Source organism: Planomonospora sp. ID67723 (assembly GCF_015711605.1).
In the GTDB taxonomy this organism is placed as follows: domain Bacteria; phylum Actinomycetota; class Actinomycetes; order Streptosporangiales; family Streptosporangiaceae; genus Planomonospora_A.
The window spans coordinates 1,515,217-1,529,581 of record NZ_JABTEZ010000002.1 but is presented as its reverse complement, the minus strand read 5'-3'; the positions used below and the strand labels follow the sequence as shown (position 1 = coordinate 1,529,581).

The following is a 14,365-nucleotide window of genomic DNA, read 5'->3' as shown; positions in this document are numbered from 1 at the left end:
GTCCGATCTATCCTCAAACCGGTAGATCACTAACGGAGCTTCCCCATGTCCGAGACCCCGCAGCCCGCCGACCTGATCGTCTTCGGCGGCACAGGCGACCTCTCCATGCGGAAGCTCCTGCCCGCGCTCTACCACTGCGACCGCGACGGCCTGCTCGCCCCCGAGACCCGGATCATCGCGATGTCGCGCGGCGGGCTCGACGACGCCGACTTCCGCGGCAAGGTGGACGCCGAGGTCCGCGGCTCGGTGCCGGTGGACGACCTCGCCACCTGGCAGCGCTTCCTCGGGCGCCTGCACCACGTCTCCATCGACGTCTCCGGCGGGGACAGCACGGGCTGGGCGAAGGTCACCGCCCTGCTCGCCGGCCACGAGCAGCGGGACCGGGTGTTCTACCTGGCCAGCCCGCCCATGACGTTCGGCCCGTTCTGCCGGGAGGCGCACCGCGCCGGGCTGGTCACCCCCGCCTCGCGGGTGGTGCTGGAGAAGCCCCTCGGCCGCGACCTGGCCAGCGCCCAGCACATCAACGACGAGGTCGGCGCCATCTTCCACGAGCGGCAGATCTTCCGCATCGACCACTACCTGGGCAAGGAGACCGTCCAGAACCTGCTGGTGCTCCGCTTCGCCAACGCGTTCCTGGAGCCGATCTGGAACTCCCTGTGGATCGACCACGTCCAGATCACCGCCGCCGAGACCGTCGGCACGCCCGGCCGCCGCGGCTACTACGACCACGCGGGCGCGCTGCGCGACATGGTGCAGAACCACCTGCTCCAGCTCCTCTGCCTGGTCGCCATGGAGCCCCCGGCCCGCAACGACCGCGAGTCCATCCGCGACGAGAAGGTCAAGGTGCTGGAGTCGCTGCGGCCGATCACCGGCGGCGAGGTGGACCGCTTCACCGTCCGCGGCCAGTACACCGCGGGCGTCTCCGGCGGAGTGCAGGTCCCCGGCTACCTGGACGAGCCCGACAACACCCCGCCCACCGAGGCCTCCCACCGGGTCGAGACCTTCGCCGCGATCCGCGCCGAGGTGAAGAACTGGCGCTGGGCGGGCGTGCCGTTCTACCTGCGCACCGGCAAGCGCATGCCGTACCGGTCCTCGGAGATCGTGGTCCAGTTCAAGGAAGTGCCCCACTCGATCTTCCCGGGCAGCACGCCCAACCGGCTGGTGCTGCGGCTGCAGCCGAGCGAGGGCATCCGGCTGGAGCTGATGGCCAAGGAGCCGGGCGCGGGCGAGGTGGCGCTCAAGCCGGTCCCGCTGAGCCTGAGCTTCGCCGAGACCTTCACCGCCCGCGTGCCCGACGCCTACGAGCGGCTGCTCATGGACGTCCTGGCGGGCAACCCGACCCTGTTCATGCGGCGCGACGAGGTGGAGGCCGCCTGGCGGTGGATCGACCCGATCCTCACCGAGTGGGAGTCGCAGAACATGCTGCCCGAGCCGTACCCGGCGGGCACCGCCGGGCCCGCCGGAGCGCACGAACTCGTCGGTCGCAGCGGCCGCGCCTGGCACGAGGAGGACCTCGCATGAGTGACCGCACCGACGACACAGGCCGTACGGCCCACAGCCATCGCACCGACGACCACGGAGGAGGCCGGATGAACCCCGTCATCCAGGAGATCACCGACCGCCTGATCGAGCGCAGCCGCGCCAGCCGCGGCGCCTATCTCGCCCGGCTGGACGCCGAGGCCGAGGCGGCCCGCCGCCGCGGCCCCGCCCGCTCCAGCCTGGGCTGCGCCAACCTGGCGCACGGCTTCGCCGCCGCCGGGATCGACAAGCCCGACCTGCGCGCGAACGTCAAGCCGGGCGTGGCGATCGTGTCGAGCTACAACGACATGCTCTCGGCGCACCAGCCGTACGAGAGCTACCCGCCGATCCTGAAGGCGGCCGTCCGCGCGGCGGGCGGCGTCGCCCAGTTCGCCGGCGGCGTGCCGGCGATGTGCGACGGCATCACGCAGGGCCGCGCCGGCATGGAGCTGTCGCTCTACAGCCGCGAGGTCATCGCGATGTCCACCGCGATCGCGCTCTCCCACGACATGTTCGACGCCTCGCTCATGCTGGGCGTCTGCGACAAGATCGTTCCGGGTCTGCTGATCGGCGCGCTGCACTTCGGCCACCTGCCCGCGGTCTTCGTGCCCGCCGGGCCGATGGGCTCCGGACTGCCCAACAAGGTCAAGGCCCGCACCCGGCAGCTGTTCGCCGAGGGCAAGGTCGGCAAGGACGAACTCCTGGACGCCGAGTCGCAGTCCTACCACTCCCCCGGCACCTGCACCTTCTACGGCACCGCCAACTCCAACCAGGTCATGATCGAGGTCATGGGCCTGCACCTGCCCGGCGCGACGTTCGTCAACCCGCGCACCGAGCTGCGCGAGGCCCTGACCAAGGCCGCGGGCCGCCGCGCGGTGGAGATCACCGCGCACGGCGGCGAGTACACCCCCGTCGGCCGGGTGGTCGACGAGAAGGCGATCGTCAACGCCTGCGTGGCGCTGCTGGCCACCGGCGGGTCGACCAACCACACCATGCACCTGGTCGCCATCGCCGCGGCGGCCGGCGTCGAGCTGCTCTGGGACGACCTGGCCGCGCTGTCGAAGGCCGTGCCGCTGCTGACCCGGATGTACCCCAACGGCCAGGCCGACGTGAACCACTTCCAGGCTGCGGGCGGCATGCAGGTGCTGATCGGCGAGCTGCTCGACGCCGGGCTGCTCCACGGCGACGTGCTGACCATCGCCGGTCAGGGCCTGGACCACTACCGCTCCGCCGCCGAGCTGAAGGACGGCGAGCTGGTCTGGAGCGAGCGCACCGAGGGCAGCACCGACCTCGACGTGCTCCGGCCGGTGAGCGGCGCCTTCTCGCCCGACGGCGGCATCCACATGCTCGACGGCAACCTCGGCCGCGCGGTCAGCAAGGTCTCGGCCGTCAAGGACGAGCACCTGGTGGTCGAGGCCCCGGCCAAGGTCTTCGACGACCAGCTGGAGCTGCTGCGCGCCTTCGAGGCCGGCGAGCTGGACGGGCAGGACTTCGTGGCGGTCATCCGCTACCAGGGACCGAGCGCCAACGGCATGCCGGAGCTGCACAAGCTCACCCCGCCGATGGCGGTCCTGCTGGACCGCGGTCAGCGGGTGGCGATCGTCACCGACGGCCGCATGTCCGGGGCGTCGGGCAAGGTCCCGGCCGCCATCCACCTGTCGCCGGAAGCCGCCCACGGCGGCCCGATTGCGCTGGTGCGGGACGGCGACCCGATCCGCCTCGACTCCACCGCCGGCACCCTGCAACTGCTGGTCCCGGCCGAGGAGCTGGCCGCCCGCACCCCGCAGGGGGCACCGCTCACCGACGCCCAGTGGGTGGGCACCGGCCGCGAGCTGTTCAGGGCGTTCCGCTCCGCGGCGGGGCCCGCCGAGCGCGGCGCCGGAATCTTCGCCCTGAACGGCCGCGCCGAGAGCCTGGCGAGCGAGGGCAGCGGGGACAGGGCATGACGACTCCCTGGCTCGTCGCCGACATCGGCGGCACCAACGCCCGGTTCGGTCTGGTCACCGAGGCCGGTGGGCAGCCCGAGGCGATAGCCGTACTGGCAGGAAAAGACCACGCCGGCCTCCCCGAAGCCGTAGCCGCCTATCTCGCAGACCATGCGGGCGGAGTTCAGCCGGGAGCGGCCTGCATCGCCATCGCCGGTCCGGTCGACGGCGACCGCTACCGGCTGACCAACGCCGGGTGGTCGGGCTCGGTCCGCGACCTGGGGATCGCCCACGTCGAGCTGCTCAACGACTTCGAGGCCCTGGCCGCGTCCCTGCCGCACCTGGCCGGGGACGACCTGGTCTCCCTCGGCGGGCCGGAGCCCGCGCGCGGGGTCAAGGCGGTGCTCGGCCCGGGGACCGGTCTCGGCGTCGCGGGCCTGGTGCCCGTGGCGGAGGGATGGATGCCGGTCCCGTGCGAGGGCGGGCACGTGACCGTGCCGGTCCTGGACGAGCGGGACCACGAGGTCGTCCGGGTGCTGCGCGCCGAGGGGCTGGAGCACGTGGTGGCCGAGCACCTGCTGTCCGGACCGGGACTGACCCGGCTGTACCACGCGCTGGCGCTGGTCAACGGCGTGACCACGCCGGACCTGCCCGCCTCGGACATCGTGGCCCGGCTGGACGACTCGCTGTGCGCCGAGACCGTCGAGGTCTTCTGCGGCCTGCTCGGCACCTTCGCCGGGAACGTCGCGCTGACCATGGGCGCCCGGGGCGGGGTCTACCTCGGCGGCGGCGTGCTGCCCCGTATCGTGGGGCGGGTGTGCGCCAGCGACTTCCGCCGCCGCTTCGAGGCCACCCCGACCCTCGGCGACTACCTGTCCGCCATCGCCACCACGCTGATCGTGGCGCCCCAGCCCGCGCTCACCGGTGCGGCGGCCTGGCTGGAGCAGCGCCTGACGAACACGTCCAACCTGGAGTACGCATGAGCCTTCTCGACATCGCCCCGGTCGTCCCGGTCGTCGTCATCGACGACCTGGAGACCGCGGTGCCCCTGGCCCGCGCCCTGGTGGCGGGCGGCCTGCCGGTCATCGAGGTCACCCTGCGCACGGTCCCCGCGCTGAAGGCCGTCAAGCGGATCGCCGCCGAGGTCCCCGAGGCGGTGATCGGCACCGGGACCGTCCGGACCAGGAACGACGTGCTGGCCTCCGTGGAGGCGGGCGCCAAGTTCCTGGTCAGCCCGGGCAGCACCCCGGCCCTGGTGGACGCCATGGAGGCGAGCGGCCTGCCGTTCCTGCCGGGCGTGGCGACCGCGTCGGAGGTCATGACGCTGGCCGAGCGCGGGCTGACCGAGATGAAGTTCTTCCCCGCCGAGGCCGCGGGCGGGTTGCCGTACCTGAAGTCCCTGGGCGGCCCCCTGCCCGACGTGCGCTTCTGCCCCACGGGCGGGATCAAGCTCGCCACCGCCCCCGACTATCTCGCGCTGCCGAACGTCGGCTGCGTGGGCGGCACCTGGCTCACCCCGGCCGACGCGCTGGCCACCGGTGACTACGCCCGCATCGAGAAGCTGGCCGCCGAGGCGGCCGCGCTCCGCCCGGGCGCCTGAGCCGTCCGGTCCGCCGGCCCCGGCCGGCGACCGTCGTCCGGTGGCACCCGGCGAGCGGGTGCTTCCGGTCCATTGCGGTCACCGGCATTCGCGCCTTCACGTTTCCCTTGAAGCAAGGAGTTGATACTTTTCATCCATCGCAGGCGTCGCGGCCAGCAGGCTTCCAGCGGACCCTCAAATCGTTGGATGACCCCTGTCACCGGGAGGGCGGGCAGATGAGCCGGGAGGGAGCGGGCCTTCGCCCCGTCGACCTGGCGCGGCTGGCGGGCGTCTCGACCCAGCAGATCCGCAACTACGGCGATGCGGGCATCCTGCCGCCCACCCCGCGCTCCCCCGCCGGCTACCGCAGGTTCGACGACCGGCACCGCCGGGCCCTGCTCACCTACCGGGCCCTGGCCAGAGGGTACGGGCCGGACACCGCCCGGTCGATCATGCAGGCCGTTCATGCGGGCGACCTCCCCGCGGCGCTCGCGCTCGTGAACGCCGGCCATGCCGCCCTGCACGAGCAGCGGCTCTCCCTCCAGGCCGCGAGCGAGGCGCTCGCGGCGCTCGCGGCTCAGCCCCCGGACACCCCGGCGCTGCCGCGATCGGGCATGCGCATCGGCGAGGTGGCCGCCCGCCTCGGCGTGCGCACCTCCGCCCTGCGGGTGTGGGAGCACGCCGGCCTGCTGGCACCCGAGCGCGAGCGGGGCACCGGGTACCGCCGTTTCAGCCCGGCCGACGTGCGGGACGCGCGGATGATCGACATGCTCCGGCAGAGCCGTTACTCCTTCGCCCAGATCCGGCCCGTGCTCGACGGCCTGCGCCGGACGGGCGGCAGCGACGCGCTCCGCGCGGCCATCGCGCAACGCAGGACGGGGCTGGCGCAACGGGCGGCGGCCATGCTCGAAGGCTCCAGCCATCTGCACCGCTACATCACCCCCGTCACCGGCGAAGACTCCGTCTCCGGCCACCGGGACGCCCTGCGGCCGGCGCCCGGCTGCTAGAGCGGCTCTGAACCGGGCACGCGCCCCACGCGTATCTCGCGGCGACAGCACTCCCGAGCAGAGGAGGCACCGATGCGTGTACGCATCGTCGCGGTATGCACGGCACTGCTGGCTCTCGGAGCCGGTACGGCGCACGCCGGAACGCCCCAGACCCCCGACCGCCTTCGGACCCCCGACCGCCTTCAGACCCCCAACCGCTACGCCGTCGCCAACCTGGTCTCGGACGTGAAGGGCCGGGCGGCGGTCACCGACCCCACGCTGGTCAACCCGTGGGGGCTGGCCATGGGGAAGACGCTGTGGGTCTCGGCCACCGGCAGCGACCTGGCCACGGTCTACTCCGGCGGCCAGGGCACCGTGCAGCAGGAGAGGACCCGGGTCCGCATCCCCGGTGGCCGGCCCACCGGGCAGGTGGTCAACCCGGGCCAGGAGTTCGTGGTGAAGGGCGCCGGCGGGTCCGGCCCCGCGACGTTCATCTTCGCCAGCCCCAGCGGGGCGATCACCGGCTGGAACGCCCAGGCCGACGCCGACGACGCGATCATCGGAGCGTTCGTGCGCGGCGCCGACTTCAAGGGACTGGCCATGGCCCAGACCAACCGGGGCCCGCGCCTGCTGGCCGCCGACTTCGCCAACAACCGCGTGCACGTCTTCGACGGTGACTTCAACCACCTGCGCACGCACCGCCGCGCGTTCCGCGATCCCGGCCTGCCCGACGACTACTCGGCGTTCAACGTCGAGGTGGTGGGCCGCTCCATCCTCGTGGCCTACGCCAAGCGCGACCCGGAGACGGGGAAGTCCGTGGCCGGGCCCGGCAAGGGGTTCGTCAGCCAGTTCGACGGCGACGGCCGGTTCGTGGGCCGCTTCGCCGCCCGCGGCGCACTGAACGCCCCCTGGGCGATGACGCTCGCCCCGCGCGGCTTCGGCCGCATGTCGGGGGCGCTGCTGGTGGGCAACTTCGGCGACGGGCGGATCCTCGCCTACAACCCGCGCAACGGCCGCCCGCTCGGGGCCCTGCGTGCCGCCGACGGCAGGCCGATCGTCCTGGGCGGCCTGTGGGACCTGGAACCCGGCACCGCAGCGGTGGGCGGCGAGAACGCCCTGTGGTTCAGCGCGGGCAGCGACGGCGGCACGCACGGCCTGCTCGGCCTGATCCGCCCTGCCGGAGCGGGGGGCGGCGCCACGGCGACGCCCAGCGCCACACCATCCGCGACCGCGACGACCCCGCCGAGTTCCTACTGACGCGGTAGGGCTCCACCGGCCTCCCGCCGACGGTCCCGCCCTTGCGCCCCGTCCACTCCCCGTGCCCCGCCCCCCTTCCCGCCATCCCGGAGCCGGGCGGCCGGTCCGGTGAACCCACACACCGGGCCGGCCGCCCGCGGGGGACTAGGGGGCTCCTCCGGGAGCGCGCACGTGCACGTGTGGTCCGCGCGGCCCCCATGATGGGAGGACGTCTCCCCCTATCCCCATGCGAGGTACATGCGATGGCCGTCACTCCGGCCTGCTCGTCGTCCGTCGAGGATCTCACCTACCCGGCCGGATCGCTGGTGCTGCTCACCGGTCTCCCCGGCGCGGGCAAGAGCACCCTGCTGGACCGCCTGTACGGCCTGCGCGGCGACGAGACCGGGCCGGTGACGGCCGGTGACACCGTGGTGATCGACTCGCGGCAGTCCCGTGCCTGGTGGGCGCCCCGCCTCGTCTCGCTCCCGCCCCGCCTGCGCACCCCGATCGTGCACGCCACCCACATGACGCGCATCGCCCGCGCCGTGCTCGGCGGTCGCGCGGTCGTCGCGCACAGCCGGGGCACCTGGCCGCACATCATGCACGGCCTGGCCTGGGTCGCCCGGCTCGGCGGCGCCGAGATGCACCTGATCCTGCTCGACGTGGAGCCCGGGGTCGCACGCGAGGGGCAGGTCTCCCGGGGCCGGGTCGTGACCCCCGGCCTGTTCGTCCGGCACTGCCGCCGCTGGCAGCGGCTCGTCACCCGCGCCCGCGCCGGAGCCCTTCCCCCGATGGCGAGTGCCACGATCCTCGACCGGTCCGCCGCGGACCGGCTGCAGGCCATCCGCTTCGCCGAGCACTGAGTCCGCCGGATGCACACGCATGGGGCCGCTACCCCCGTTCCCGGTTGAGGCGGCTAACCGCGGCGGCGAGCGCGGCGCCGTACACCACGTGCGCCGCCCCCATCACCGCGACCCGGCCCGGTCTGTCCCGGGAGATCGGTGGCAGGATGCCGAGGCCGGGAACCCATCCCTGGTAGCTGGCCAGCCAGATCGCCAGGCCGTACCCGACGCCCACCGGGACCGGCGGGCGGCGTTCCCCGGCCAGGAGGCCGAACAACGCCCCGCCGGCGGCGCCGAACCCGACGTGCGCGACGGCGCCGAGCACCCCCTCACCCGGCTTGGGCCGGTACCGCCCTCCGGGCAGGAACGCGCGGGTGATGCGCTTGGGGGGCTGGTCGCGCATCAGCCCGGCCAGGTCCCCGGCGACCATCACCACGCTCATGGCGGCGGTGGCGAGCATCCCGCCAAGACCGCCCCGCACGAGGTCCCCGCTCATGGCGGCCGTTACCCGGCCCGTTCGCTCTCCCATGCCGACCGACTCCCCCTCCAGACTCCCGGCAAACAACCCTCGGGCGCGGACCGTCCGATCCGCAGGTCGAAAGCATCGCTCAGGTGGGTCGCCGGTGGACGTGGCCAGGGGTCAGGGGTCAGGGGTCACCGCATGCTTGCGAGCGGACGGCGGACTCTCACTCCCCACCGCGCCGACCGGCCGGAAAACCGGGTGCGGACTGCCCCTGCGGTGGGGTGTGATCGGGGATATGGCGATTGCGGTGGGTGAGCCGGGAGTCGACGGGCTGAGCGAGGTTGTGGGCGCGCTGCGGAAGTGGCAGCACGACGGGGCGCCGATGCAACTGCATCCGGGGGACCTGGGCTGGTTCTGGCGGTTCGGTGCGGAGGCGACGGCTGCGGCGGTCCGGACGTGGAGCCGGGACGGACAGATTCTCGCCGTCGGGCTGCTGGACCATCCCGCGCTGTTGCGGCTGGCGGTCGCGCCGGCCGCTCAGCGGGACGAGGAGCTGGCGCAGCAGCTGGTCGAGGACGTCACCGAGCCGGAGCGCGGCGTGCTGGTCGACGGGAAGGTGCACGTCGACGCTTCGATGTGCACCATGGTCCAAGATCTGCTGTCGAAGGACGGCTGGCACGCCGACGAGCCGTGGACGCCGCTGCGCCGCGACCTCACGAAGCCGGTGAAGGACCCAGGCGTGCGGATCGAGGTGATCGGGCCGGAGCAGGCGCACGTGCGGACCGCCGTACAGCGGGCGTCGTTCGACGGATCGACGTTCACGGACGAGCGCTGGCACGCGATGGCGGCCGGACTGCCGTACGCCGACGCCCGGTGTCTGGTCGCCTACGACGGCCGGGGCGACGCGGTGGCGGCGGTGACGGTGTGGTCGGCCGGTCCGGGTAAGCCCGGGTTGCTCGAGCCGATGGGCGTGCACCGGGGACATCGCGGTCACGGCTACGGCGAGGCGATCACCGTCGCCGCGGCGGCCGCGCTCCGGGAGCTGGGCTCGTCGAGCGCGATCGTCTGCACCCCGAGCTTCAATGTCGGCGCCGTCGCCACCTACAAGTCAGCCGGCTTCCAGCGACTTCCCGAGATCCACGACCACTACCGGGACGCCTAGCCGGAACCGGGTCTCGTCATGCCTGCCGGCCCTGTCCTCGGCGCCCGCGCTGCGGGGACTCAGTAGCGGAACCCGGCGACCAGCTCGCGCAGCTCGCGCAGCTCACCCGACATCCGGGACAGCTCGCCGACGGCCCGCGGGGCCCGGGCCACCGTCGAGGTCGCCAGGCTCACCCCGACCACGCCCGACAGGCTCAGCAGGATCTTGTTGCGGACGGCGAGGTCGGCGAACCAGGCCATGCCCGGTGCCCGGCGCCGGGGCGGTGCGGCCTCCACGGGCGCGACACGCTGCCGCATCGACGATGGCATTGAAAACTCTCCCGAATCATCACTGGCCCCGGCGGTGACGCCGGAAGCCGTTCCGCCTCCGGTCAGGAGGCCGTCGTGAGAGATCGCCCCCGCACGGCCGTGGTGAGAACCCAGTGAAGTGGCTTGCCTCACGAGCACACGCCACCGGTCCGAGGCCTCTCCGGAGTCCTCACAACGGCAGCACGCCGCCGGGTTTGAGAGCCTTCATGGCGATCTGGGAGGTGAGCTTGTCCAGGCCGGGCAGGCGGCCGAGCCGCTCCAGCCGGAGCTGACTGTAGGCCTCCATGTCGGGCACCGCGACCCGGAGCACGTAGTCGGGGCGGCCGAACATTCGCAGGCACTCGACCACGTCCTCGATCTCCATGACGGCCGCCTCGAAGGCGGTGACGGTCTCGGCGTCCTGGCCCGCCAGCTCGACGTAGGCCAGCACCTGGAAACCGCGCCCCACGGCGACCGGGTCGACCACGGCCCGGTAGCCGCTGATCACTCCGGACTCTTCCAGATTGCGGACCCTGCGCAGGCAGGGCGAGGGCGTCAGCCGTACTCGCTCGGCCAGTTCCTGGTTGCTCAGCCGTCCCTCGACCTGGAGAAGAGCGAGGATTGCGCGATCGAGGTTGTCCATAGCATCAGATGCTAATGCGAGTGCAAGTGAGCACGAATGTTGGCATCGGATTCCGCCCCTCGTGACATAACCTTGCCGCAATCCAAGCGGGGCCGACAGACGGGACCACAGCATGACGATCTTCGCAGACTCCCGCGAGATCACTCCCGACGACCGGTACCTCCTCGATGAGGGCCAGGTCTTCATGAGCGGCACGCAGGCGCTGGTGCGGGTGATCCTCGACCAGATGCGTGCCGACCGCCGCGCCGGACTCGACACGGGCGCGATGGTGTCCGGCTACCCGGGGTCGCCGCTGGGCGGCTTCGACCTGGAGCTGGCCCGCGCCCGCCGGCACGCCGAGCCACTCGACGTGGTGCACCGGCCCGGCCAGAACGAAGAGCTGGGCGCCACCGCCGTCTGGGGCAGCCAGCTCGTGCCCACGCTCCCCCGGCCGCGCAAGGCCGGCGTGCTGGGCGTCTGGTACGGCAAGGCCCCGGGCGTGGACCGCGCGGCCGACGCCTTCCGGCACGGCAACTTCGTCGGCGCCCATCCCGAGGGCGGACTGATCGCCCTGTGCGGCGACGACCCGACGTGCAAGTCCTCCACGCTCCCCTCCGCCACCGAGAGCGCGCTCGCCGCCCTCGGCATGCCGATCGTCCACCCTGGCAGCGTCCAGGAACTGCTCGACCTGGGCCGCCATGCGATCGCGGCGTCCCGGGCGAGCGGGCTGTGGGTCGCGGTGAAGGCCGTCTCCAACGTCGTGGACGGCACCGGCACCGTGAGCGTCGGGCATGACCGGGTCGTCCCGGTCATGCCCGACGCCGGAAACGGGAACGGCGGCGGATACGGCGTCGAGTACCAGGGCAGGCCGTACCGGCACATGCCCAACGCCACCCTGCTCACCCCGTGGTCGCTGGAGATGGAGCGCACGCTCGTCGGCCCTCGCACCGAGCTGGCCCGCGCCTACGCCCGCGAGAACGGTCTCAACCGGATCACCGCCGACCCGGCGGACGCCTGGCTCGGCATCGTGGCCTCAGGCACCGCCTACTACGACGTGCGCGAGGGCTTCCGCAAGCTCGGTGTCACACCGGAGGAGGCCGGCGTCCGGCTGCTGAAGATCGGCATGATCTGGCCGCTGGAGCCGGAGATCGTCCGGACCTTCGCCCGCGGCCTGGAGGAGATCATGGTCGTGGAGGAGAAGGCCCCGCTGCTGGAGACGCTGGTCAAGGACGTCCTGTACGGCACCGCCAACGCCCCGCGCGTCCTGGGCAAGCTGGACGAGAACGGCGCCCGGCTGATCCCTCAGGAGGGGGGTGTGGACGCCGACCTGGCGGCCAAGGCCATCGCCTTCCGCCTGCGCCGCAAGGGCGTCACCACCCTGCAGGGGACCACCGGGCAGGACGCCTCCGACCTCGGCGACCGCGTCGCCAGGAGCCTGGCCGTCATCTCCCGCCCGGAGCCGCTGAAGCTGCTCACCGCCCAGCGCACCCCGTTCTTCTGCTCGGGCTGCCCGCACAACCGCTCCACCGCCGTCCCGGACGGCGCGCCGGTCGGCGCCGGGATCGGCTGCCACACCATGGTCGTGATCAACCCCGAGGGCAAGGGCACCCTCACCGGCCTGACCCAGATGGGCGGCGAGGGCACCCAGTGGATCGGCCAGGCGCCGTTCACCGACACCCCGCACATCTTCCAGAACCTCGGCGACGGCACCTTCCACCACTCCGGCTCGCTCGCGGTGCGGGCCGCCGTCGGCGCGGGCGTCAACATCACCTACAAGATCCTCTACAACAGCGCGGTCGCGATGACCGGCGGTCAGACGATCCAGCCCTCCCTGGCCGTGGCCGACCTGACCCGCTGGCTGGAGGTCGAGGGCGTGCGCCGGGTGATCGTCACCACCGACGAGCCGGCCCGTTACCGGGGCGTCAGGCTGGCCCCGATCGCCGAGGTCCGCGACCGGAGCGCGCTGGAGGACGCCCAGCGGGAGCTGGCCGCGATCCCCGGGGTGACCGTGCTCGTCCACGACCAGCAGTGCGCCGCCGAGAAGCGGCGCCTGCGCAAGAAGGGCGCGCTGCCCGACCCGGTGCGACGGGTGGCGATCAACCAGCGGGTCTGCGAGGGCTGCGGCGACTGCGCGAAGAAGTCCGAGTGCCTGTCGGTGCTCCCGGTGGAGACCGAGTTCGGCCGCAAGACCGAGATCCACCAGTCGTCGTGCAACAAGGACTACTCCTGCGTGGAGGGCGACTGCCCGTCCTTCGTCACCGTGGTCCCGGGGAAGGCGGGGAAGGCCGGCAGGCGCGCCGTACCGGCCCCTCCGGAACTGCCGGCCCCCGAGGTGCGCGACGGGGAGGCCACGATCCGCCTGGTCGGCATCGGCGGGACCGGCGTGGTCTCGGTCGCCCAGATCCTCGGCACCGCCGCCCTGCTCGACGGCAAGCAGTCCCGCGGGCTCGACCAGACGGGCCTGGCGCAGAAGGGCGGCACGGTCGTCTCCGACATCCTGATCTTCGACGGTGAGGGCGACCGGTCCGGGCAGGCCAGCGCGGCCAGCGTCGACGCCTATCTGGCGCTGGACCTGATCGGCGCCACCGACCCCAAGCACCTGCGCACGGCCGACCGCGACCGGACCGTCGCCGTGGTCTCCACCAGCCTGGTCCCGACCGGTTCCATGGTGCTCGACCCGTCCACCCACCTGACCGAGCTCGGCTCGCCGATCGGCGCGCTGGAGGCCCGGACCCGCCGTGAGATGAACGTTTACCTCGACGCCGAGGAACTGGCCCAGGCGATCTTCGGCGACCACATGCCGGCCAACACGATCGTGATCGGCGCGGCCTGGCAGCGCGGGCTCATCCCGCTCAGCCTGGAGTCGATCGAGCGGGCCATCCGGACGGGCGGCGGGAAGTCCGCGGAGAAGACCGTTGCGGCCTTCCACTGGGGCCGGGCGGTCGTCGCCGACCCCGAGGCCGTGGCCAGGGCGACGGGCTCGCCCTCCGCCGCCGCGGCGGCCGGGCGGCCCTCGGAGGAGGTCCTTCGCCTGGTCGGGTCCGTGGGCGCGGCCGAGGGGAGCGAGCTGCACCGGCTGCTCATGGTCCGGGTGCCCGACCTGGTCGCCTACCAGGACCTGCGTTACGCCGCCGGATACGCCGACGCGGTGCGCGAGGTGCTCGTCCGCGAGCGGCGGGGCCACCGCCCGGTCTCCGAGGCCCCCGTCACCGAGGCCCCCGTCACCGAGGCCTCTATCACCGAGACCCCCGTCACCGAGGCCTACGCCCGCCACCTGCACCGGCTGATGGCCTACAAGGACGAGTACGAGGTGGCGCGCCTCCACCTCGACCCGGCCGAGCGGGCCAGGATCGCCGCCGAGTTCGGTCCCGGAGCGAAGATCTCCTACAACCTGCACCCGCCGCTCCTGCGGGCGCTGGGCATGAAGCGGAAGATCCGCCTCGGCACCTGGTTCGATCCGGCCTTCCGCCTGCTGTACGGCATGCGCAGGGTGCGCGGCACGAAGCTGGACCCGTTCGGCATGGCCGGGGTCCGCAGGGTCGAGCGCGAGCTCGTCGCCGAATACACCCGCGACGTGCACCGCGCCCTGGAGCACCTGTCCCCGGAGACCGTGGGCCAGGTCCGCGAGCTGGCCGAGCTGCCCGAGATGATCCGTGGCTACGAGCACGTGAAGCTGGGCAACGTGGCCGCCTACCGGGAGCGGGCCGCCGCCCTGCTGGGGAGGCTGGGCTCCGGCCGCTGACGC

At 73.0% G+C, this 14,365-nt stretch carries 12 protein-coding genes; 9 read left to right on the top strand and 3 right to left on the bottom strand.

Features of this window, described 5'->3' with window-relative positions; genetic code table 11:
* Nucleotides 1–45 precede the first annotated feature (45 nt).
* The 7 genes from zwf (at nucleotide 46) to HS041_RS19415 (ending at nucleotide 8,107) form a co-directional block, all read left to right on the top strand.
* Entirely contained in the window at nucleotides 46–1,521 is a 1,476-nt protein-coding gene (gene zwf / locus HS041_RS19445) for a glucose-6-phosphate dehydrogenase (RefSeq protein ID WP_196442065.1), read from the top strand.
* Between the two features lie 68 nt (nucleotides 1,522–1,589).
* Entirely contained in the window at nucleotides 1,590–3,464 is a 1,875-nt protein-coding gene (edd, locus tag HS041_RS19440; protein WP_196442601.1) for a phosphogluconate dehydratase, read from the top strand.
* Complete coding sequence (glk, locus tag HS041_RS19435; RefSeq protein ID WP_196442064.1) at nucleotides 3,461–4,426, top strand: glucokinase; 966 nt, start codon at nucleotides 3,461–3,463, stop codon at nucleotides 4,424–4,426. The genes edd and glk overlap by 4 nt, the downstream gene beginning before the upstream one ends.
* A complete protein-coding gene (gene eda / locus HS041_RS19430; RefSeq protein ID WP_196442063.1) occupies nucleotides 4,423–5,043 on the top strand; it encodes a bifunctional 4-hydroxy-2-oxoglutarate aldolase/2-dehydro-3-deoxy-phosphogluconate aldolase in 621 nt (206 codons plus the stop codon). The genes glk and eda overlap by 4 nt, the downstream gene beginning before the upstream one ends.
* Before the next feature lie 182 nt (nucleotides 5,044–5,225).
* Nucleotides 5,226–6,029 (top strand): MerR family transcriptional regulator, encoded by an 804-nt coding sequence (locus tag HS041_RS19425; protein WP_230879133.1) that lies wholly within the window; start codon nucleotides 5,226–5,228, stop codon nucleotides 6,027–6,029.
* Between the two features lie 72 nt (nucleotides 6,030–6,101).
* Complete coding sequence (locus HS041_RS19420; RefSeq protein ID WP_196442062.1) at nucleotides 6,102–7,265, top strand: TIGR03118 family protein; 1,164 nt, start codon at nucleotides 6,102–6,104, stop codon at nucleotides 7,263–7,265.
* 242 nt (nucleotides 7,266–7,507) lie between these two features.
* Nucleotides 7,508–8,107: an ATP-binding protein gene (locus HS041_RS19415; protein ID WP_196442061.1), complete on the top strand. Its 600-nt coding sequence runs from the start codon at nucleotides 7,508–7,510 to the stop codon at nucleotides 8,105–8,107.
* Nucleotides 8,108–8,135: 28 nt separating this feature from the next.
* Here HS041_RS19415 and HS041_RS19410 read toward each other — a convergent pair whose 3' ends face one another.
* Nucleotides 8,136–8,615, bottom strand: a complete 480-nt coding sequence (locus HS041_RS19410) for a DUF6789 family protein (RefSeq protein WP_230879132.1) — start codon at nucleotides 8,613–8,615, stop codon at nucleotides 8,136–8,138.
* Nucleotides 8,616–8,844: 229 nt separating this feature from the next.
* Between HS041_RS19410 and HS041_RS19405 the strand changes: the two genes are divergently transcribed.
* Nucleotides 8,845–9,711, top strand: a complete 867-nt coding sequence (locus HS041_RS19405) for a GNAT family N-acetyltransferase (protein ID WP_196442060.1) — start codon at nucleotides 8,845–8,847, stop codon at nucleotides 9,709–9,711.
* Between the two features lie 59 nt (nucleotides 9,712–9,770).
* On the opposite strand, the gene HS041_RS19400 is transcribed toward HS041_RS19405, so the two are convergent.
* Nucleotides 9,771–10,007, bottom strand: coding sequence for a hypothetical protein (locus HS041_RS19400; protein WP_196442059.1), 237 nt, complete (start codon nucleotides 10,005–10,007; stop codon nucleotides 9,771–9,773).
* A 181-nt stretch (nucleotides 10,008–10,188) separates the two neighbouring features.
* Nucleotides 10,189–10,641, bottom strand: a complete 453-nt coding sequence (locus tag HS041_RS19395; protein ID WP_196442058.1) for an Lrp/AsnC family transcriptional regulator — start codon at nucleotides 10,639–10,641, stop codon at nucleotides 10,189–10,191.
* A 112-nt stretch (nucleotides 10,642–10,753) separates the two neighbouring features.
* On the opposite strand from HS041_RS19395, the gene HS041_RS19390 reads away from it, so the two are divergent.
* The gene (locus tag HS041_RS19390) at nucleotides 10,754–14,362 is read left to right on the top strand and encodes an indolepyruvate ferredoxin oxidoreductase family protein (RefSeq protein WP_196442057.1); all 3,609 of its coding nucleotides are present in this window, start codon (nucleotides 10,754–10,756) and stop codon (nucleotides 14,360–14,362) included.
* The last annotated feature ends 3 nt before the right edge of the window (nucleotides 14,363–14,365 follow it).